This is a genomic window from Microbacterium keratanolyticum (genome assembly GCF_016907255.1).
In the GTDB taxonomy this organism is placed as follows: Bacteria; Actinomycetota; Actinomycetes; order Actinomycetales; family Microbacteriaceae; genus Microbacterium; species Microbacterium keratanolyticum.
On sequence record NZ_JAFBBQ010000001.1, the window covers coordinates 32,555 to 52,638 of the forward strand.

A 20,084-nucleotide genomic window follows, 5' to 3' on the forward strand; every position below is an offset into this window, starting at 1 on the left:
AGGCAAAGTGGCCGAGATCTCGGACGTCTACTTCGTCGATGGCGTGCGTACCCCGTTTGGACGCGCCGGCGAAAAAGGCATGTACTGGAACACCCGCGCCGATGACCTGGCGGTCAAGGCGACGATCGGGCTGATGGAGCGCAACTCCTCCGTCCCCGCGGACCGGATCGACGACGTGGCGATCGCCGCGACTTCGCAGACCGGAGACCAGGGACTCACGCTGGGACGTTCGGTGGCGATCCTCGCCGGACTTCCCAACACCGTGCCCGGCCTTGCCGTGGAGCGCATGTGCGCGGGTGCCATGACGAGCGTCACCACGATGGGCGCATCAATCGGTGTCGGCATGTACGACTTCGCCGTCGCGGGCGGTGTGGAGCACATGGGTCACCACCCGATCGGCGGCAACGCCGACCCCAACCCGCGCTTCGTCGCAGAGAAGATGGTCGACCCGGGCGCCCTCAACATGGGTGTCACGGCCGAGCGCATCTTCGACCGCTTCCCGCACCTCACCAAGGAGCGTTCGGACCGGTTCGGCATGCTGAGCCAGCACAAGGTGCAGGCCGCCTACGACGCCGGCAAGATCCAGCCTGACCTCGTGCCTGTCGCGATCAAGGGCGCAGATGGCGCCTGGGGTCTCGCCACCGAAGACGAGGGCCGTCGTCCGCAGACGACCATGGAAGACCTCGCAGCTCTGAAGACGCCGTTCCGCCCGCACGGTCGTGTCACCGCCGGCACCTCCTCGCCCCTGACCGATGGCGCGACGATGTCGCTGCTCGCCGGTGGCGGCGCAGTGAAGGAATTCGGCCTCGCCCCCAAGATGCGCATGGTGTCGTTCGCCTTCGCTGGGGTGCAGCCGGAGATCATGGGCATCGGACCGATCCCGTCGACCGAGAAGGCGCTGAAGAAGGCCGGACTCGACATCTCCGACATCGGCCTGTTCGAGCTCAACGAGGCGTTCGCGATCCAGGTGATCTCGCTGCTCGATCACTTCGGCATCGCCGACGACGACCCGCGTGTGAACGCCTGGGGCGGTGCGATCGCGCTCGGCCACCCCCTCGCCGCATCCGGCGTGCGCCTGATGATCCAGCTCGCGGCACAGTTCGCGGAGCGACCCGACGTGCGCTACGGCCTGACCGCGATGTGCGTCGGACTCGGCCAGGGCGGCAGCGTCATCTGGGAGAACCCTCACTACGACGGCAAGAAGAAGAAGTAGGCCACCGATATGACCAACTACGACGCGATCGACTTCTCCCCTATTCAGGCACTCACGGAGGGCGAAGTCGTCACGCACTCGCCGACGCGTGACATCCGCCTCGCATCGGGCAAGACACTCGCCCTCATCACCCTTGACAACGGTCGCGACCACACGCGTCCGAACACCCTGGGCCCTGCGACTCTGACCGAGCTCGGAGAGACGCTGGATGGGTTGAAGGCGCGCGCGGCAGCGGGTGAGATCCAGGCCGTGGCGATCACGGGCAAGCAGTACATCCTCGCCGCGGGCGCCGACCTCTCGGACATCTCGAAGGTGGGCTCGCGGGACAACGCGCGCCTCATCGCGCAGCTCGGGCACAAGGTGCTCGGCAAGCTCGGAGACCTGGGTGTGCCGTCGTTCGCCTTCGTGAACGGACTCGCACTCGGCGGTGGCCTCGAGATCGCACTGAACTCGACTTATCGAACGGTGGATGCGTCGGCAGCGGCGATCGCACTGCCCGAGGTGTTCCTCGGAATCATCCCGGGTTGGGGTGGCGCCTATCTGCTGCCGAACCTCATCGGCATCGAGAACGCCCTCGAGGTCGTGATCTCCAACCCGCTCAAGCAGAACCGCATGCTCAAGCCACAGCAGGCGTTCGATCTGGGCATCATGGACGCGATCTTCCCGGCGGCGAACTACCTGGAGAACTCCCTCGCGTGGGCGGATGCGGTCCTCGGCGGTAAGAAGGTCGAGCGCAAGAACGAGCCCGGCAAGATCGAGCGCCTGACCAAGTGGCCCATCGCCATCAAGATGGCTCGCGGCATGCTGGAATCAAAGATCGGCACCGTTCCTCGCTCGCCGTACGTCGCCCTCGACCTGCTCGACAAGGCGAAGAGCGGCACGAAGGCGGAGGGCTTCGCTCGCGAAGATGAGGCACTGGCTGACCTCGTGGTCGGCGACCAGTTCGCCGCGTCGATGTACGCCTTCGACCTGGTGCAGAAGCGCGCGAAACGTCCTGTCGGCGCACCCGACAAGGATCTCGCGCGGAAGGTCACGAAGGTCGGCATCATCGGTGCGGGCCTGATGGCCAGCCAGTTCGCGCTGCTGTTCGTGCGCAAACTGCAGGTTCCCGTGCTGATCACAGACCTCGACCAGGCGCGCGTCGACAAGGGCGTGGCATACATCCATGAGGAGATCGGCAAGCTCGAGGCGAAGGGCCGCCTCGACGCCGACACCGCCAGCAAGCTGCGTGGACTCGTTCGCGGCACGGTCGACAAGAGCGAGTACGCGGACTGCGATTTCGTGATCGAGGCCGTCTTCGAGGAGGTCGGCGTCAAGCAGGCCGTCTTCCGTGAGATCGAGCAGCACATCGCGCCGGACGCCATCCTCGCGACGAACACCTCCTCGCTGTCGGTCGAAGAGATCGGTTCGGCGCTGACGAATCCCGAGCGTCTCGTGGGCTTCCACTTCTTCAACCCGGTGGCTGTCATGCCGCTGATCGAGATCGTGAAGACCCCGGTCACCAACCAGCAGAGCCTATCGACGGCGTTCGTGGTTGCGAAGGGGCTCGGCAAGAACGCTGTGCTCACGGCGGATGCCCCGGGCTTCGTCGTGAACCGCCTGCTCGCCAAGGTGATGGGCGAGGCGGCACGCGCCGTCTACGAAGGCACCCCGATCACGACGGTCGAGAAGGCGTTCGCGCCGCTCGGCCTCCCGATGGGCCCGTTCCAGCTGATCGACCTCGTCGGATGGAAGGTCGCTGCTCACGTGCAGGACACGATGGTGCGCGCCTTCCCCGATCGCTTCTACGCGAACGCGAACTTCCACCGTCTCGCTGAGCTGGAAGCTGTGATCGAGAAGGACAAGGGCGGACGCGTGACCGGCTGGACGAAGGCCGCGCAGAAGATCCTTGAGACGGAGTCCTCACCCGTGGACGAGGCGACGATTCTGCGCCGTGTGCAGGACGGCCTGGCCCAGGAGATCAAGATCATGCTCGACGAGCATGTCGTGCCGGAGGTCGAAGACATCGATCTCTGTCTGATCCTCGGCGCAGGCTGGCCCTTCATCGACGGTGGGGCATCACCCTATCTCGACCGTGAGGGAGCGTCTGAGCGCGCCTTCGGCGGATCGTTCCACACCCCGATGATCCGGGGCGTGGAAGCGCGCTGAGCCAGGGCAGAGAGGGCGGGGTCGCGTCGGCAGATGCGACCCCGCCTTCGTCACTGTCCGGGACGGGTGTCCGGTTCGCCCGCCCGCGGCCAGTACGACAACGCGCGCTCCGCGAGAGCGGTGATCGTCAGCGAGGGATTGACGCCGGGGTTCGCGGGCACCGCGGCGCCGTCGATGACGAAGAGTCCCGGATGCCCCCATACGCGATGGTAGGAATCGATGACGCCCTCCTCGGGCGTCGCAGAGATCACCGCCCCTCCGAGGAAGTGGGCAGTCAGCGGGATGCCGAAGACCTCGGGCCACGAACCTCGGGCTTCAGCAGGAACACCGCCCTCCTCTTCCATGCGGGCGGCGATCGCCGTGGCGGCGCGATGGGCTTCGGGGAGCGAGCTCGGATTCGGCGCGCCATGCCCCTGGGCGCTTGTCAGGACGTACCGGCCGAAGCGCTTCTTCACCGAGAGGGTGAGCGAGTTGTCCGCTGTCTGCATGACGAGCGCGATGATGCCGCGCTCACTCCACCGCCGAAGAGAGCCGAGCTTCGCCTGGCGCAGCGGGGCGCGCAGCATCCGCCCGATCAGCAGGCCCAGCCTGCGGGCGAGGGAGATGTCTCCGGGAACCATGATCGTCGCCAGCGCACCCATGAGGTTGGAGCCGGGCCCGTAGCGGACGTTCTCGACGTGGGTGCGCTCATCGACGTGGAATGAGGTCGTGATCGCGACGCCGCTCGCCAGGCCCAGCGATTCGGGCACAGCCACCGCGACGGCCCCGTCGAGCGCTTCCGAGTTCGTGCGGGTCAGGCTGCCGATGCGATCGGAGATACGCGACAGCGCGCCGCTCTGCTTCATGCGGTGCAGCAGCTGCTGGGTGCCCCAGGTCCCTGCGGCGAAGACCACCTGCGCGGCGGTCGTCGTGCGGCGATCCCGCCCCATCCAGGCACCACTGCGCTCTGACGTCACGACATAGCCGCTTCCTGGCCGTTCCCGTACCTCGGTGACGGTGCGCATCGCCTCGACGACGACGCCTCGTCGCTCGGCGAGGGCAAGGTAGTTCTTGACCAGGGTGTTCTTCGCGCCGACACGGCAGCCGACCATGCAGTTTCCGCACAGTGTGCATCCGGTGCGCGCCGGGCCCTGCCCTTCGAAGAAGGGGTCCGCAACATGCTCCCCCGGCGTGCCGAAGTAGACGCCGACGGGTGCGCGACAGAAGGTGCCTCCGACCCCGAGATCTTCCGCGGCTCCCTGCATGATGCGTTCCACCGGGCCGAAATGCGGGTAGTGCTCGACGACGCCGAGCATCCGCTTCGCCTCGGCGTAGTGCGGGGCGAGTTCTGTGTCCCAGTCGGCGATGCCCTCCCACTGCGGATCACGGAAGAACTCTGCTCCCGGCTGATACAGCGTGTTGGCATAGTTCAGGGAGCCGCCCCCGACACCCGCACCCGCCAGGATCATCACATGAGGGAGCCGGTGGATCCGCTGGATCCCGAAGCATCCGAAGGTGGGCGCCCAGAGATATCGCCGCAGGTTCCACGAGGTCTTCGCGAAGTCGTCGTCTTCGTATCGGCGCCCTGCTTCGAGGACGCGAACACGGTAGCCCTTCTCGGCGGCACGCAGCGCGGTGACCGAGCCGCCGAACCCCGAGCCGATGACGATGACGTCTTCATCGAACTCAGTCATGCTGCCCTCCCTCCGCCACGGGAACCATGACGCGAAGGGCGCTCGGGCGCTGCGTGATCCGGCAGGACACCGCCCCCACGCGCTCGCCGTCGGCATAGACCACGAGGTCCGGCGCCGAAACCTCGACTTCATGCACCTGTCGATGCACGACCTCGGGACGCCTCAGATGATTGCCCGTCAGCAAGAGCGGGAACAGGCGAATGAGGCGCAGTCGCCCGAGAGGCGCGACGTGCACAGCATCCAGCCAGCCGTCATCGGGGCGCGCCCCGGCGCAGACCGGCATGCCCCCGCCATAGCTGGCGGTGTTGCCGACGGCAACGAGAGTGCCGGGCATTTCAACGCCTTCCGAGCCGTCGAACGAGATGCGAAATGCCGTCGGTCGCAGGCGTGCCACCTCGATCAACAGCGCGAGGTAGTAGCGCAGCGCGCCCTTCGGCCAACGCAGGCGGTTTGTGCGGTCACTCACCTTCGCATCGAATCCGAGGGCGGCGACCGTCAGGAACAGCGTGGAACGTCCGCCGCTGTGAACCTCACCGATGTCCATGGGTCGGGCGACGCCGTGCAGCGCGAGCTCCACCGCGGCCGCAGGATCGTCACGAGGCAGTCCGAGCGCGCGCGCCAGGTCGTTGCCGGTGCCCGCGGGGACGAGCACGAGCGGAACGTCAGACGCGCAGAGCACGTCAAGCGCTCCGGTCACGGTGCCGTCCCCGCCGACGATGACAAGAGCCGCCGGATGCTCCGCCAGCGCTTCGGATGTCAGACGATGCGTGTCATCGGCGGAAGAGCCCTCGTAGGCGCGCACCTCCGCCCCGAGCGCGCGCAGATGCGCCAGAGCGACCTCGGCCGCCGTGCCGCCGCGACCGCGACCGGCGTAAGGATTGGAGACCACCGCGATGTGGCCGGACATATCAGGAGCCTCTCGTGCTCGCGTACGGGTCCGCGATGACCGCGCCCGGGTTGAGGATACCGGTCGGATCAAGCTCACGCTTCACCGCGGCGATGATCCGCACGCCCGTCTCGCCGATCTCCTCGGCCAGCCACGGCGCGTGGTCGCGGCCCACCGCATGATGATGACTGATCGTGCCGTCTGCGGCGATGATCGCGTCGTTGACGCGGCTCTTCACGCCCTCCCAGATGGCGAGCTGGTCGCCGCGGACACCCGCGAGAATCGTGAAGTACAGCGACGCCCCCGTCGGATACACGTGCGAGACATGGCACATGATGAAGCTCTTCGCACCTGCGTCCGCGAAGCCTTCTTTGAGCGCGCTGGTCACGGCGTCCCGCAGCGCGTGCAGGTTCGACCACGTCGTCGCGGTCTCCAGGGTCTCGCAGAAGACGCCGGCGTCAAGCAGCGAGTCGCGCAGATACGGACCGTCGAAGCGCCCCTCCAGCCACTCTTCTGCCGCGCTCTCACCCGTGCTGGTGCCCCCTGCCTCCCTCAGCAGAGCGGAGACCCGCGCACGGCGTTCCTCGATGTTCGCGCCCTCGTAGACCGTGATCGCGCTGGCCCCCTTCGCCATCGCCTTGCCGATCTTTCCGATCTGGGCGAGGCTCACACTCGTCTCCGCCTCATCCGAGAGACGAAGCACGGTCGCGCCGCCGCCTTGCTGGGTGACGAGGCGCAGCCCCTCCGCGCCGGCTTCGAAGCTCGGAAACGTCCAGGATTCGAACAGACGCTGCTCCGGAAGCGGATGAACTCGGAGGCGCACCTCGGTGATGACGCCGAAGATCCCCTCGGAGCCGAGGAACAGCCGCATAAGATCAGGACCCGCTGCTGTTCCTGGGGAACGACCCAGCTCGATCTCCCCCGTCGGCGTGACCACGCGAAGCCCCACGACCATGGTCTCGAAGCGCCCGAAGCCCGCGGAATTCTGCCCCGAGGAGCGCGCAGCCGCAAACCCGCCGATGGTGGCGTAGCGGAAGCTCTGCGGGTAGTGGCCCAGTTCAAAGCCGTGCTCGGCCAGCAGACGCTCCGCCTCGGGGCCGGTAGTCCCGGCTCGCAGCACCGCCTCGCCGGCGACCGGGTCGATGCGCACGAGCCCGCTGAGACGCGTGAGATCAAGGCTGAGGACAGCCCGGTGGGTTCCTCGCTCCGGATCGAGGGCGCCCACGACACTCGTGCCCCCGGAGAAAGGGATGACGGCGAGGTCGAGATCAACGGCCATGGCGAGACAGGCAGCGACCTCGTCGTGCGTGGTGGGCAGGAGCACCGCATCCGGCGCTTCCTGCTCTTGGCGTCGTCGACGCAGCAGATCCGGCGTCGATCGGCCGCCCGCGTGACGAAGACGGCTCTCCGCATCGGTACGTACGCGATCGGCGCTGAGAGCGCCACGGAATGCCACCAGATCAGCGTCAGTGAGGGCAGAATCCGCGATGCGCACGTCGGCGAGTTCCACCGGCGCGGGGGGCTTGGGCACCCGTCCGAGCAGCACAGGCAGAAGCGCGCGAACCGCGAAGGGAAGCTCCTTCGCCTTGGCGGGATCGCCCCAGCCGTTCCACCGCATCGGGGTGACACCGTCTCGCTGCGTTGCGGGATGCACATCGTTCATGCGTTACAGTGTGACACATCATGGAAAACCGTCACGCATCCTCGTCGGGAACGGAAACCGACTGGGACGCCACCGAGCATCGCATTCTCGATGCGGCAGCGCAGCTGATCCGCACCCGCGGCGTGAACGCCGTGACAATCGCCGATATCGCGCGCGGCGCGGAGGTCAGCCGCCCCACGATCTACCGTCGCTGGCCCGGCGCAGACGAGATCACTCGCGCCGTGCTGTTGCGCGCGGCCCTGCGCATCCTCGAACAGTTCGATGCGCTCGCCACGACACGTGCGGCGATCGTCGATGACGTGCTGCGCTTCTCCGAGCTCTTCCGCGCCGACGAGCTCTACGGCGCGCTCCTCGAATCGCACCCGGAGGTCTTCACCCGCTACACCCTCCACCGCATCGGTGCGAGCCAGCGAGCGATCCTTCGGTGGCTCTCGGATGCGATTGCGCAGGCGCAGCGGAACGGCAGTGTCCGCGCCGGAGCTCCGGACCAGATTGCCGTCATGCTGCTGCTCATCGCGCAGTCGGCGATCCTGTCGCACAACACCGTGGCTTCCCTCATCGACGAGGCGAACTGGAGAACAGAACTATGGCACGCCCTCGACGGACATCTGCGCCCCTGAGCACCGCTTCCCACTCGGCTGCGCTCAATGCCGCACGGCGCACGCGCGAACTCGACGAGCTCGGCACCTCGGCGCATCCGCTCGATGTGCTCGTGATCGGAGGTGGCGTGACGGGGGCAGGCGTCGCCCTCGACGCCGCCTCCCGCGGACTGCGCGTCGCGCTCGTCGAAGCGCATGATCTCGCCTTCGGCACGAGTCGGTGGAGCTCCAAGCTCGTCCACGGGGGGCTGCGTTACCTGGCCACCGGTGACATCGCGACCGCTCGAGAAAGCGCGCGCGAACGACACCTGCTGCTCACGACGATCGCCCCACACCTGATCCGATCTCTCCCCCAGGTGCTGCCGTTCACGCCTGCGGTAAGCGGACGTCAGCGCTTCTTCGGCACCCTCGGCATGGGCCTCGGCGATGGACTGCGGATGCTGGCGGGCACCCGCGCCGCGACCTTGGCCCCGCCTCGCCTGATCAGCGCGCAGCGTGCGTATGAACTCGCACCGGCCCTCAACGCGGACGGCCTGCGCGGCGGTGTCGTCTCTCATGACGGACAGCTCGTGGACGATGCGCGGCTCGTGGTCGTGATCGCGCGCACGGCCGCCGCCTTCGGAGCACGCATTCTCACGCGGGTGCGCGCGACCCACATCGCCGGCGACGGCGCGACCGTCGAAGACACCCTCACCGGCGAGACGCTGCAGCTTCGCGCACGGTCTGTCATCAATGCAACCGGGGTCTGGGCCGGAACACTCGACGATGGCATTCGCGTCCGGCCCAGCCGCGGCACCCACATCGTGCTCGACGCCGCGCGCCTGGGCTCCCCTTCCTCCGCACTCATGGTCCCGCATCCCGGATCCATCAGTCGCTTCGTCTTCGCGCTGCCACAGCAGCTCGGACGGGTGATCGTCGGGCTCACCGACGAGGATGCGCCAGGCCCCGTCCCCGATGTCGCGCTACCCACCGAGGCGGAGATCGACTTCCTCCTCACCACACTCTCATCCGTGCTCGAGTCCCCCCTCGACCGCACTGATGTGCGCGGCACCTTCGCCGGGCTCCGACCTCTCGTAGAGACCACGGAGTCTGCGGCATCCGGCTCCAGCGCCGATGTGTCTCGCCGCCACCTCACCCGCGTGGGCGACGACGGCGTCATCGCGATCCTCGGCGGGAAGCTCACGACGTATCGGGCCATGGCCCAGGACGCCATCGATCGCGCGTGCGCTGAGTACGACCTTCCGGCGCAGCCGTGCGTGACGCCGCGACTCCCCCTCGTCGGTGCCCCAGGCTCGCCGATCAGGGTGAGCCAGAGCACAGCGACAGCCCTCCCTCCCTCCCTCGTCGCGCGCTTCGGAACCGAGGCCGCGGCGGTGTTCGCCACCGCGTCGTGCGCACGTCCGACGGACGCGATTGTCGACGGCCTCGACATCACTCGAGCGGAGATCGACTTCGCGGTGAGCCACGAGGGTGCGCTCGATGCCGGTGATGTGCTCGACCGACGAACTCGCATCGGTCTCGTCCGGGATGACCGGGGGCGTGCCGAAGACACGGTGTCCTCGCTCGTGGACGAGGCGCTAGCGAAGTGGGGCTGAGCGGACGCTCGTCCCGTCAACGAGCGCGGTGAATGCTCCAGCGGACGTGCTGCTCGGCGTCGTGATCACGCGCCGCAGCGATCATCGTCTCCACAGCCACCGAGTTCTTCGAGGTGGCGCGCAGCGCCCGCGCGGAACCGCTCGCACTGATCAGATGCCGCAGCGCGCCCCGTAGGCCGCGAAACGCCTCCGCCGCGACCATCGCCTCTGGCGAGGTATGGTCGATCCCCCGAGCGATGAGCGCCTCGATGATGGCACCGGCCGCGAGCGAATCCTCGAGCGCGAAGCGGGGACCCGCGTCGTCGCTGTCACCAACCGCGATGAGTGACACACTCGTGCGGCGATCGCGCCGCACCTGTTCCTGCAGAATGGCCTCCGCCACCGCGCTCGCATTTCGGAGCGAGCCTTCGCACACGAGAGCGGAACTCTCCTCGGCGAGGGCCCGCAGGGCCGCAGCATCCGCATCTGCCTGCACCTCAAGAACATCCACCAGCACGACGATGTCCGCCGATGCCAGACGACGAAAACCCGCACTGCCCCAGTCGAAGCGAACCTGATAGGTCGATTGATCCATGGGGCTGCTGTTCACCCCACGAGTCTATGCACCTCTGCGCATGCGATAGCGTGAGCCCATGAGTCTGCGGACCGAGAGCCCGACCGGCATCCGCACCGAGCAACGGCCGATGGCGTTCAGTCGGCGCGAGTTCTGGCGCGGAGTCCGCGCGGCATGGGGCAGCGCGATGATTCTGCTCACCGGGGCGCTGGTATACGCAGGGGTCGTGAGTTCCGGGCCGCCATGGGGGCCACCGCACTCTATGATCATCATCTCGCTGCTGTACGGCCTCCCCCTCGGCGCCTTCGCGATCACCGTCGCGTCGCTGGCGGGAGCGCCGCTGGCCTGGCTGATCGGTGCCTTCCTCGCACGCGTGCGGCGAGTCTGGATCCACCTCACGGTCTTCGCCGTCTACGGCGCACTGTGGACGGTTGCGCTGTCGGTCGCGTATCTCGCCTTCTTCGGCACGCCGATCAGCACCGCTCTGACATCGCCGTACCTTGCGGTGATCGCGGTGGGCTCAGCCCTCGTCGTCGCAGCCGGTTGGGGGTGGACCGTGCGTCAGTCGCGGCGGGAAGCGGAGTTCGCGCCGCGCTAGCGCTACCGTCGCCTCAGTGACGTTCGTGCAGCGGCAGGTCGATGGCACCCGTCTCGCCCGCGGGGCGTGCGATGGGGATGCGCGTCCCGAGCACCTGGGCGACGACGTCATGCGCGATCTTCGACGCAGTGAGTCCCGCGTCCTCCAAGATCTCCTCGCGGCTCGCGTGGTCGATGTAGGCATCGGGAAGACCCAGCTCGTCCACGGCCGTGTCAACGCCTGCCTCACGCAGCACCTGACGCACTCGGGTGCCGATGCCTCCCACCCGGATGCCGTCCTCCAGCGTGATCACGAGGCGATGACGCGCAGCCAATTCCACAACGGACGGCTGCACCGGAATCACCCAGCGCGGGTCGATGACTGTTGCGCCGATGCCCTGCGCTCGCAGTCGCGCAGCAACATCCAGCGCGAGGCTCGCGAACGGGCCGATGCCGACCAGCAGAACGTCTTCGCCCTCGCCGCGCGACAGCACGTCGACACCGTCACCCAGCCGTTCGATGGCGGGGATCTCGGCGCTCACCGCCCCCTTCGGGAACCGGATCACGGTCGGCGCATCGTCCACCGCGACGGCCTCGTCGAGTGTCTCCGCGAGCCGGGCTGCATCACGCGGCGCGGCGATGCGGATGCTCGGCACGATCTGCAGCATCGAGAGATCCCAGATGCCGTGATGACTCGGGCCATCCGGGCCTGTCACGCCTGCCCGGTCGAGCACGAAGGTCACACCGGCCCTGTGCAGGCCGACGTCCATCAGAACCTGATCGAACGAGCGACCCATGAACGTCGCGTACATGGCGACGACGGGGTGCAGGCCGCCGTAGGCGAGACCCGCAGCGGATGCCACGGCATGCTGCTCGGCGATGCCGACGTCGTAGACACGATCCGGGAACCGCTCCGCGAACGGCGCCAGCCCGGTGGGACGCAGCATCGCAGCGGTCATCGCGATGACCTTCGGGTCACGTGCCCCCACATCCACGAGCGCATCGGCGAAGACGTCGGTCCAACCTCGCGTATCAGAGGACAGCGCACCGCCGGTCTTCGGGTCGATTCGTCCCACCGCGTGGAACTGGTCTGCCTCATCGTCGAGCGCCGGCTGGTAGCCGCGCCCCTTCTCGGTGATGACGTGGACGATCACGGGTGCCCCGTACGACTTCGCGAGAGCGAGGGTCTCCAGCAGCGCAGGAAGGTCATGGCCGTCGACGGGGCCGAGGTACTTGATGTCGAGGTTCGAGTACAACGCCGCGTTGTTCGTGAAGCGCGACAGGAACCCGTGGGTGCCGCCGCGCACCCCGCGGAAGACAGCACGCCCGAAGGGACCGAACGCCCGGAAGAGACGGTCGGACTTCCGGTGCAGGTCTTTGTAGGCACCGGCGGTCCGCACCCGGTTCAGATAGCGGGACATCCCACCGATCGTCGGGGCGTAGGAGCGCCCGTTGTCATTGACGACGATCACGAGGTTGCGGTCGTTGTCGTCGGTGATGTTGTTGAGCGCTTCCCAGGTCATCCCCCCGGTGAGCGCGCCGTCACCCACGACGGCGACGACGTGTCGATCTGCGCGGCCGGTCGCCGTGAACGCGCGAGAGATGCCATCCGCCCAGCTCAGCGAGCTTGAGGCGTGGGAGGACTCCACGACATCGTGGGCGCTCTCGGAGCGCTGCGGGTAGCCGGCGAGGCCGCCCCGCGAACGCAGCGCCGAGAAGTCCTGTCGACCGGTCAGGATCTTGTGCACGTACGACTGGTGTCCGGTGTCGAAGATGATCGGATCGTCCGGCGACGAGAACGTACGATGCAGGGCGATGGTGAGCTCGACCACACCCAGATTCGGGCCGAGGTGCCCTCCCGTGCGTGCGACGTTCTCGACGAGGAATCCGCGGATCTCCTCTGCGAGCTGCGTCAGTTGCTGTGGAGTCAGACGGTCGAGATCTCGCGGTCCGGTGATGCTCGGCAGAATCGGCATCGACGCTCCTCTTCGACTCGGCGATCGCGTCACGCGGCTGCGTGATCGAACCTGAAGTCTACCGCGCAGAGCCGAGAGCTCACCGAGTTCGGCCCGCGTGGCACGCACCGGCATACGACGCCGGAAGGCCCGGATGCCGAAGCATCCGGGCCTTCCTCATGCGTGTTGTACGCGACTCAGACGAGCGAGCGCAGCACGTACTGCAGGATGCCGCCGTTGCGGTAGTAGTCCGCCTCACCGGGGGTGTCGATGCGAACCACGGCGTCGAACTCGATGGGCTGCTTGCCGGCCGGCGAGTGCTCGCTCGGAACAGCGGTGACCCGAACCGTCTTCGGTGTGATGCCCTCGTTCAGCTGCGTCAGACCCTCGATCGAGATGATCTCGGTGCCGTCGAGGCCGAGCGATGCCCAGCTCTCGCCTGCGGGGAACTGCAGCGGGACGACACCCATTCCGATGAGGTTCGAGCGGTGAATACGCTCGAAGCTCTCGGTGATGACGGCCTTGACACCCAGCAGGCTCGTGCCCTTGGCTGCCCAGTCACGCGACGAGCCGGAGCCGTACTCCTTGCCACCGAAGACGACGAGCGGGGTGCCCTCGGCCTGGTAGTTCTGGCAGGCGTCGTAGATGTACGACTGCGGGCCCTCGGGCTGCGTGAAGTCGCGGGTGAAGCCACCCTCGACGACCTGGCCGTCGTTGACGGCACGGACGAGCTCGTTCTTGAGACGGATGTTCGCGAACGTGCCGCGAATCATGACCTCGTGGTTTCCACGACGCGAGCCGTAGGAGTTGAAGTCACGCTGTCCGACACCGTGCTCGGTGAGGTACTGCGCCGCCGGGGTGCCCGCCTTGATGTTTCCGGCAGGGCTGATGTGGTCGGTCGTGACCGAGTCACCCAGTGCCGCCATGACGCGCGCACCCGTGATGTCGGAGACCGGGGTGAGCTCCATGGTCATGCCGTCGAAGTACGGTGCCTTGCGCACGTACGTCGAGTCCGCATCCCATTCGAAGATCGGGCCGGTCGGCGTGGGCAGGTTGCGCCAGCGGTCGTCACCGTCGAAGACGGTGGCGTACTGCTTGATGAACTGCTCGCGCGAGATCGAGGAGTCGACGATCGCCTGCACCTCTTCCGGCGCGGGCCAGATGTCCTTGAGGAAGACATCGTTGCCGTCGTGATCCTTACCCAGCGCGTCGACCTCGAAGTCGAAGTTCATCGAGCCGGCAAGCGCGTAGGCGATGACCAGCGGCGGGCTGGCCAGGTAGTTCATCTTCACGTCGGGGCTGATGCGACCCTCGAAGTTGCGGTTACCCGAGAGGACTGCCGTCACGGCGAGGTCGTTCTCGTTGATCGCGGCCGAGACCTCTTCGATCAGCGGTCCGGAGTTGCCGATGCAGATCGTGCAGCCGTAGCCGACCGTGTAGAAGCCGAGACCCTCGAGGTCCTTGTCGAGACCGGACTTCTCGTAGTAATCGGTGACGACCTTCGAGCCCGGGCCGAGCGTGGTCTTGACCCACGGCTTCTGCTTCAGGCCCTTCTCCAGCGCCTTGCGTGCCACGAGGCCAGCGGCGATCATGACCGACGGGTTCGAGGTGTTGGTGCAGGAGGTGATGGCTGCGAGCGTGACCGCACCGTGGTCGAGCGTGTAGTCGACACCGGCAGGCGTGTGCACGTGCACCGGCTTGGATGCCGAGATCGGCGCGCCGCTGTTGATGTGCACGGGACGCGTCGTCGGCTCTTCCTCACCGGGAACCGAACCGGGGTCGGAGGCCGGGAAGGAGTGCTTCGACTCGAGGTCGACGATGTCGTCGGTGGTCGACGGCTCGGCGTAGTTGAGGATGTCCTTCTCGAACTGCGACTTGGCGTCGGAGAGGAGGATGCGGTCCTGCGGACGCTTCGGGCCGGCGATCGAGGGAACGACGGTGCCGAGGTCGAGCTCCATGTACTCGCTGTACACGGCCTCCTTCGACGGGTCGTGCCAGAGCGACTGCGTCTTGGCGTAGGCCTCGACGAGCGCGACGGTCTCTTCGCTGCGGCCCGTGAGGCGCAGGTAGTCGAGGGTGACGTCATCGACGGGGAACATCGCAGCCGTCGAGCCGAACTCGGGGCTCATGTTGCCGATCGTGGCGCGGTTCGCGAGCGGCACGGAGCCGACACCGGCGCCGTAGAACTCGACGAACTTGCCGACCACACCGTGCTGACGCAGCATGTCGGTGATCGTCAGGACGACGTCGGTCGCGGTGACGCCCGCCGGGATCTCGCCCGTCAGCTTGAAGCCGACAACGCGCGGAATGAGCATCGAGACGGGCTGGCCGAGCATGGCTGCCTCTGCCTCGATACCGCCGACGCCCCAGCCGAGCACGCCCAGGCCGTTGACCATGGTGGTGTGCGAGTCCGTGCCGACGCAGGTGTCGGGGTAGGCCTGCAGGACGCCGCCGTTGGTGCGGTCGTAGATGACCTTCGCCAGGTGCTCGATGTTGACCTGGTGCACGATTCCGGTGCCAGGGGGAACGACCTTGAAGTCGTCGAATGCCGTCTGGCCCCAGCGGAGGAACTGGTAGCGCTCACCGTTGCGCTCGTACTCGATCTCGACGTTGCGCTCGAGAGCGTTCTCGGTGCCGAAGAGGTCGGCGATGACCGAGTGGTCGATGACCATCTCAGCGGGCGAGAGCGGATTGATTCGCTTCGGGTCGCCGCCGAGAGCGGTCACCGCCTCGCGCATCGTGGCGAGGTCGACGATGCAGGGCACACCGGTGAAGTCCTGCATGACCACACGGGCGGGCGTGAACTGGATCTCGGTGTCGGGCTCTGCCGCAGCATCCCAGGAACCGAGGGCCTCGATCTGGGCCTTCGTCACGTTCGCACCGTCTTCGGTGCGGAGAAGGTTCTCCAGCAGGACCTTGAGGCTGAAGGGCAGCTTGTCGTAGCCCTCCACCGCGTCCAAACGGAAGATCTCATAGTCGGTACTGCCGACCTTCAGGGTGCTCTTGGCACCAAAGCTGTTCACCGTGGACACGATTCCGTCTCCTTCTGGGTCTGATGGCGGCGCTCGACGCCCTCAATATTGCTCGCCGTGGCGAGCGACGGCTAGCAAGGCGTACCTAACCAGTGTGCGCTGACCCAGCGAAGAGCAAAAGGCGTCAATTTATCTTGATGTCAAGATAAATCTAGCACGCTGTCAGGACGAAGACTCCTGCGCCGGGGCGTGGCGTGGATAAAGTGCACGCACCACAAGCCAGGTCACCGCAACCATGGGCGCGAACAGCGGAAGGCCCATGGCGATCTTCAGAGTTCCAAGCGTCGTCACATCTCCGGCGAAGTACAGCGGAAGCTGGACACCGAGGCGCAGGAAGAACAGCGACGCCCAGGCGATCGTGAGCCAGAAGAACGCACGCCGCTTGCGACGATCCGCGCGCCACGCGGTGCCCTCCTGCATCAGGAAGCCCACCGCGAGCCCGATGAGCGACCAGCCGACGAGGGCGGAGATCAGAAGCGCTGCGCCGTAGATCGAGTTCGTGAAGAAGCCAGGGACGAAGGTCTCCTGCCCGCGTCCGGTCCACAGCGCGAGAGCGGCGGCGCCGCCCGCGGCGACCAGCCCGCCGAGGGCCGCGGAGGGCGGAGACTTCTGCAGGATGCGCACGAGCGAGAAGAGCGCGGCGATGCCCACCGAGACACCGAGCGAGAGCCACAGCGGCTCGGGGACGATCGTGTACAGCACGACGAAAGCCAGGCTGGGGAGTACCGACTCCAGCACGCCGCGCCATCCACCCATCGCCTTCCAGACGACGTGCCCCGTGCTCTCCTGCGCCGCCGGGTCGATGCCGAGACGCTGCGCAGCGCTGCCGAGCGCCGCGCCCAGCACGGCACTCGTCGAGGGTGCGTCCTGCGTGGTCTCGTCCGGCTCGTGCGCCGGCTCCTGGGGCGCGGTGCTCACGCCGAGCCGGGCGTCGCGGGCATTCGCAGCGGAATCAGGTCGCGCGGCGGCATCGGAGTGCCACCGCGAACGACCACGATGGACCGGAAGAGGTCTTCGACCTGTGCGGCGGCGTCGAGATCGGATGCTGCTGCTCCCCCGATCACGCCGCGCAGGAACCACCGTGGTCCGTCGACGCCGATGAAGCGCGCCAGACGCGTGGCGGAGCCGTCAGCGCCTGCGACCGTGGGCACCTCGGCCAGGAGCTCCGGTCCGAGGGGGCCTTCACGCTCCTCGACGCGACCGCCCTGCTGCGTGACCTGCTCACGGATCTGCGCGCGTGTCTCCTCCCACAGCCCTGTGGAGCGCGGTGCCGCGAACGGCTGCACCTGCAGCGAGGAGTCCGCGTAGTCCAGGCTCACCGCGACGATGCGCTTGGTCTGCTCCTCGACCTCGAGACGCAGGTTCAGCCCCTCGCGCGGAAGGATCTTGATGCCACCGAGGTCGATGTAGGGACGGACCGGATTGGCCTCGGCCTCGTCGAAGGGTCCTGCGGTGGCGCGATCGGCCAGGCCATCCGAAGTCAGATCGTCAGTCATGCTCATCTCTCCGCATCCGCCGCGACTGCGGCTGTGCTCTGGTGCTGATAGCCGGTGGAACCGAATCCGCCGGCACCCCGGTCGCTGTCGTCGAGCGAATCGACCGGGAGGAAACGTGCCCGCGTGACCGGCATGACGATGAGCTGGGCGATCCGATCGCCGACAGCGATCTCGTATGGCTCACGCAGGTCGGTGTTGAGCAGGGTCACCTTGATCTCGCCGCGGTAGCCGGCGTCGACGGTGCCGGGCGAGTTGACGATCGTGATGCCGTGTCTCGTCGCCAGACCGCTGCGCGGAACGACGAATGCGGCGTAGCCGAGCGGGAGCTGGATGCGCACACCGGTTCCGACGAGAGCGCGCTCACCGGGCTGAAGCACGAGGGCTTCCGCGGCGACGAGGTCGGCTCCGGCGTCACCCTCGTGGGCATACGCGGGCACGACGGGCGCGATAATAGGAACATCGACGATTTCGGTCACGAGAAAGAGGCTAATGCAGAACGCCGCCCCCGACACGCGCCCGATCTATCGAGAGCGCCTCGCACCCAGCCTCTGGGTGTTCCTTGCCGCCGCCGTCGGCGGCCCGATGATCGCCCTGACGTTCACCCCGCTGAACTCCACGCTGGCTCTGATCCTGGGCGCGTTGGGCACGGCCGCGATCCTGGGCCTGCTCATCCTGCTGTCCCCGCAGGTGCGGGTGGAAGGGCGGATGTTGTATGCCGGCCGTGCGCGCATCGATGCGCAGTGGCTCGGCGAACCCGAAGCGTTCACGGGTGAAGACGCACGCGCCGCACGCGGCCCGAAGCTGCCCGCCCGCGGGTGGCACCTGATCCGGGGCGGAATCAACGGTGTGCTCGTCGTCCCGATCACCGATCCCGACGATCCGGCGCCCTCGTGGACGATCTCCACCCGCACCCCCGACCGGCTCGCCGCAGCGATCCGTCTCGCGCGCGAGAACGCGGTCACGCCGGCCAGCTGAGTGGCGACGTCCTCTCGGGTTGTCTCCGGCTGGCCCGAGAACGCGAAACGCGCCTTGCTCCATCGCTCATGCGACGGGATCAAGGCGCGTTATGCGTATGAGGTCAGGCTGCGCATTCCTTGCAGATCGCGCCGGATGCCTCTTCGTGGTCGAGCTGCGAGCGGTGCTTCACGAGGAAGCAGCTCATGCAGGTGAACTCGTCGTCCTGCGGGGGCAGCACAACGACATCGAGTTCGAGGTCGGAAAGGTCAGCGCCGGGGAGCTCGAAACCGGAGGGGTTGTCAGAGTCTTCGACGTCGACGGATCCCGACAGCTTGTCGGGGACGCGCTCCTTCAGTGCCTCGATCGACTCGCTGTCGTCTTCGCTCTTGCGGGGTGCGTCGTAATCGGTTGCCATGCGGAAAATCTCCACTTTCATCGTGCGAGTGGCGGGTAGTGCCTGTGGGTATCGGCGGCGACAGTTTGCATGAACCGGAAGCGTTTCGCAAATGCCTTCTGTCGCACCCGGAGAAACTCGCGGCGCGCCCAGAGTATTCCCGGCTGTCGTGCACCCGTCATGACACCATATGTGAACACCCATCCAGAGGGGCATCGCATGGAACACGTCACAATCGTCGGCACAGAGGACAACCTTCTCGTGCTCGCGACGGAGTCTGGTGCGCGCTTCGCGCTCCCCATCGACGACGTCCTGCGCGCTGAGATCCGCCGCGCGTCTGCTCCGCGTACTCCGGCCGCGCCCGCGCTCGCCGCAAGCCCGCGTGAAATCCAGACCCACATCCGTGCCGGCCTGTCTGCCGCGGAGGTCTCAGAGCTCCTCGGTGTGCGACTGGAAGACGTCACCCGCTTCGAAGGTCCGGTCCTCGCGGAGCGCGAGCACATCGTCGATCAGGCCCTGGCCGTGCCGGTGCTGATCGGCAGCGAGGTCGAGCCAGATGCACAGCCGACGTTCGGCGTCGCCATCCGCGCCAAGCTCGCCGACCTCGTCGCAACAGGTGAGCGCTGGGCAAGCTGGAAAGAGCAGTCCGGCTGGATCATCAAACTCGAGTTCACCGCGAACGACGTCGACCACGACGCCCGATGGAGCTTCGACCCGCGCCGGAGCGCCCTCGCCCCCCTGAACCAGGATGCGACGCAGCTCTCCCGCCAGGGCGCACTGCCCGAGGGGTTGATCCCCCGACTCCGCGCGCTCGACAAGGACCGGCCGGCATCGCCGTACAAGGACGACACGCGCTTCGACTCCGGAGCGTTCGGCCCGCGCCTGGTCGCCGCTCCCCCGGCTGAACCCGAGGTCGAGGAGCGACCCGCACCACGCTCGGCTCCGTCCGTGCAGGAGGCCGCGACGAACCGGGCTCCCGCCGCATCCGCGACGAACGCGGAGACCGCCGATCTCCTTGAGGCACTGCGTCGTCGTCGCGGTCAGCGGGAAGCCGCGCCCACGATCAAAGAGACTCCTGTGCCGAGCGAAGGAAACAGCCCGATCGCGCTCTTCGATGGTTTCGGGTCCGCCCCGTCGGAGAACGATCCCGAGGCGCTCGAAGAGGTTGAGGCTCCCGCCGAACCCGCCCACCGCCCGGTTCGCCCGTTCGAGCACAAGAAGCCCGCGCCAGCCACAGCATCCGCCCCGGCACCCTCTGAGTCAGAGGGTTCGGCACGCCGCAAGCGCCGCACAGAGATGCCGTCCTGGGACGAGATCGTCTTCGGCGCGCGCACCGACGACTGA

At 67.3% G+C, this 20,084-nt stretch carries 17 protein-coding genes; 7 read left to right on the top strand and 10 right to left on the bottom strand.

Going from position 1 to position 20,084, the window contains the following annotated elements; genetic code table 11:
• Positions 1-7 precede the first annotated feature (7 nt).
• Both JOD62_RS00190 and JOD62_RS00195 read left to right on the top strand, forming a co-directional pair.
• Positions 8-1,213, top strand: coding sequence for a thiolase family protein (locus tag JOD62_RS00190; protein ID WP_204937340.1), 1,206 nt, complete (start codon positions 8-10; stop codon positions 1,211-1,213).
• A gap of 9 nt (positions 1,214-1,222) precedes the next feature.
• A complete protein-coding gene (locus tag JOD62_RS00195) occupies positions 1,223-3,361 on the top strand; it encodes a 3-hydroxyacyl-CoA dehydrogenase NAD-binding domain-containing protein (RefSeq protein WP_204937341.1) in 2,139 nt (712 codons plus the stop codon).
• A gap of 50 nt (positions 3,362-3,411) precedes the next feature.
• Here the strand turns inward: JOD62_RS00195 and JOD62_RS00200 are convergent, their stop codons facing one another.
• Genes JOD62_RS00200 through JOD62_RS00210 form a run of 3 tightly spaced genes read right to left on the bottom strand, consistent with a single transcriptional unit; the run spans position 3,412 to position 7,583 of the window.
• A complete protein-coding gene (locus tag JOD62_RS00200) occupies positions 3,412-5,034 on the bottom strand; it encodes a GMC oxidoreductase (RefSeq protein ID WP_204937342.1) in 1,623 nt (540 codons plus the stop codon).
• Positions 5,027-5,941, bottom strand: a complete 915-nt coding sequence (locus JOD62_RS00205; RefSeq protein WP_204937343.1) for a diacylglycerol/lipid kinase family protein — start codon at positions 5,939-5,941, stop codon at positions 5,027-5,029. Before JOD62_RS00205 ends, JOD62_RS00200 begins: the two co-directional genes overlap by 8 nt.
• Position 5,942: 1 nt before the next feature.
• Positions 5,943-7,583: an FAD-binding oxidoreductase gene (locus JOD62_RS00210; protein WP_239526494.1), complete on the bottom strand. Its 1,641-nt coding sequence runs from the start codon at positions 7,581-7,583 to the stop codon at positions 5,943-5,945.
• Positions 7,584-7,603: 20 nt separating this feature from the next.
• Here JOD62_RS00210 and JOD62_RS00215 point away from each other — a divergent pair, with 20 nt between their 5' ends.
• The gene (locus JOD62_RS00215) at positions 7,604-8,203 is read left to right on the top strand and encodes a TetR/AcrR family transcriptional regulator (protein WP_204937344.1); all 600 of its coding nucleotides are present in this window, start codon (positions 7,604-7,606) and stop codon (positions 8,201-8,203) included.
• On the top strand, positions 8,170-9,777 hold the full coding sequence (locus JOD62_RS00220; RefSeq protein WP_204937345.1) for a glycerol-3-phosphate dehydrogenase/oxidase: 1,608 nt from the start codon (positions 8,170-8,172) through the stop codon (positions 9,775-9,777). The genes JOD62_RS00215 and JOD62_RS00220 overlap by 34 nt, the downstream gene beginning before the upstream one ends.
• 16 nt (positions 9,778-9,793) lie before the next feature.
• Here JOD62_RS00220 and JOD62_RS00225 read toward each other — a convergent pair whose 3' ends face one another.
• Entirely contained in the window at positions 9,794-10,366 is a 573-nt protein-coding gene (locus JOD62_RS00225) for a 2-phosphosulfolactate phosphatase (protein WP_204937346.1), read from the bottom strand.
• A 43-nt stretch (positions 10,367-10,409) separates the two neighbouring features.
• Between JOD62_RS00225 and JOD62_RS00230 the strand changes: the two genes are divergently transcribed.
• Complete coding sequence (locus tag JOD62_RS00230; RefSeq protein ID WP_204937347.1) at positions 10,410-10,928, top strand: hypothetical protein; 519 nt, start codon at positions 10,410-10,412, stop codon at positions 10,926-10,928.
• A 13-nt stretch (positions 10,929-10,941) separates the two neighbouring features.
• Here the strand turns inward: JOD62_RS00230 and dxs are convergent, their stop codons facing one another.
• From dxs to dut, 5 genes are all read right to left on the bottom strand, one after another.
• Complete coding sequence (gene dxs, locus JOD62_RS00235; protein WP_204937348.1) at positions 10,942-12,882, bottom strand: 1-deoxy-D-xylulose-5-phosphate synthase; 1,941 nt, start codon at positions 12,880-12,882, stop codon at positions 10,942-10,944.
• Between the two features lie 176 nt (positions 12,883-13,058).
• The gene (locus JOD62_RS00240; RefSeq protein WP_407666017.1) at positions 13,059-15,893 is read right to left on the bottom strand and encodes an aconitate hydratase; all 2,835 of its coding nucleotides are present in this window, start codon (positions 15,891-15,893) and stop codon (positions 13,059-13,061) included.
• 162 nt (positions 15,894-16,055) lie between these two features.
• Complete coding sequence (locus JOD62_RS00245) at positions 16,056-16,811, bottom strand: DUF3159 domain-containing protein (protein WP_204937349.1); 756 nt, start codon at positions 16,809-16,811, stop codon at positions 16,056-16,058.
• Entirely contained in the window at positions 16,808-17,389 is a 582-nt protein-coding gene (locus JOD62_RS00250; RefSeq protein WP_204937350.1) for a DUF3710 domain-containing protein, read from the bottom strand. The genes JOD62_RS00245 and JOD62_RS00250 overlap by 4 nt, the downstream gene beginning before the upstream one ends.
• Before the next feature lie 2 nt (positions 17,390-17,391).
• Positions 17,392-17,865, bottom strand: a complete 474-nt coding sequence (gene dut, locus JOD62_RS00255; protein WP_204937351.1) for a dUTP diphosphatase — start codon at positions 17,863-17,865, stop codon at positions 17,392-17,394.
• A gap of 13 nt (positions 17,866-17,878) precedes the next feature.
• Between dut and JOD62_RS00260 the strand changes: the two genes are divergently transcribed.
• Positions 17,879-18,364: a DUF3093 domain-containing protein gene (locus JOD62_RS00260; protein WP_204937352.1), complete on the top strand. Its 486-nt coding sequence runs from the start codon at positions 17,879-17,881 to the stop codon at positions 18,362-18,364.
• Positions 18,365-18,467: 103 nt separating this feature from the next.
• On the opposite strand, the gene JOD62_RS00265 is transcribed toward JOD62_RS00260, so the two are convergent.
• Positions 18,468-18,761, bottom strand: a complete 294-nt coding sequence (locus JOD62_RS00265; protein WP_204937353.1) for a DUF4193 domain-containing protein — start codon at positions 18,759-18,761, stop codon at positions 18,468-18,470.
• A 198-nt stretch (positions 18,762-18,959) separates the two neighbouring features.
• On the opposite strand from JOD62_RS00265, the gene sepH reads away from it, so the two are divergent.
• The gene (gene sepH / locus JOD62_RS00270) at positions 18,960-20,084 is read left to right on the top strand and encodes a septation protein SepH (protein WP_204937354.1); all 1,125 of its coding nucleotides are present in this window, start codon (positions 18,960-18,962) and stop codon (positions 20,082-20,084) included.